Source organism: Barnesiella sp. ET7, from assembly GCF_024733785.1.
GTDB lineage: Bacteria > Bacteroidota > Bacteroidia > Bacteroidales > Barnesiellaceae > Barnesiella > Barnesiella merdigallinarum.
The window spans coordinates 1-239 of sequence record NZ_JANRHM010000099.1 but is presented as its reverse complement, the minus strand read 5'-3'; the positions used below and the strand labels follow the sequence as shown (position 1 = coordinate 239).

General features: G+C 44.4%; 1 pseudogene. It reads left to right on the top strand.

The features are described 5' to 3' along the window. Positions 1–54: 54 nt before the first annotated feature. A pseudogene (locus NW211_RS14095) lies at positions 55–239 on the top strand (DDE transposase); the annotation flags it as partial.

Sequence of the window (239 nt, the reverse complement as noted above, 5' to 3'; positions counted from 1 at the left end):
CCTCCAATTGCCCTAGAAAAGCCAAATTTGGAGGTATCGCAAAAATTAATCTGCATGGCTAAGGTACAAAATTTCTCTGAAATATCACCCGATCTTCCTTTCACGGAGTTCGATTTTTATGAATTGTATAGGCGGACGTTCGAGACTAGCGAGCTGGGAAAAATCAGGAAGAGGCTGCCGCTTGGTGAGATGGCAGAGAACTTTGGACTGATAAGCAAGAGCATGAGAGCGAAGAAAGG